The sequence below is a fragment of the Streptomyces sp. 13-12-16 genome (assembly GCF_002114215.1).
In the GTDB taxonomy this organism is placed as follows: domain Bacteria; phylum Actinomycetota; class Actinomycetes; order Streptomycetales; family Streptomycetaceae; genus Streptomyces.
The window spans coordinates 1-440 of sequence record NZ_NCTE01001307.1 but is presented as its reverse complement, the minus strand read 5'-3'; the positions used below and the strand labels follow the sequence as shown (position 1 = coordinate 440).

Annotated in this window: 1 riboswitch. The window is 76.4% G+C overall.

The features are described 5' to 3' along the window. Positions 1 to 173: 173 nt before the first annotated feature. Positions 174 to 323, bottom strand: a riboswitch (cobalamin riboswitch). Positions 324 to 440 lie beyond the last annotated feature (117 nt).

The window sequence follows — 440 nt, the reverse complement described above, 5'->3', positions numbered from 1 at the left end:
GGGGGGGGGGGGGGCCCGCCGCTCGTGGTGCGGTGCGGTACGGCGGGTACGCGGTCGCGGAGCGTGGCCACAGGCGGATCGCTTTCGCCTCGGGCCGTGCGCCTGCGTGATCGAAGGAGCGGGCCCGGGCGCCGGGCGCCTCGCGCAGCACCTCTCGCAGTCCACGGCGATTGACAGGAGCTTCACACCACCGCGGGTAATCGGGCTCACGGAACCCTCACGGGACTCCGCCTACCGTTGCGGGTCAGCGCCGGACTTCGACCGGACTTCCCCCGCGAGGCGCTTGCAGCTTAGCGCGTGCCGCCGTGCCTCTTCTCCCTGAGCCGGCCCCGGGCGCGCACCGCCGCGCCGCGGACGCGGGAGCCGGCGAGCGGGTGCCGGCCCGCACCGGGACCGCCCGTCGGGAGGACGAGGGACCCACCGGGTCCTGGCATCCGCCT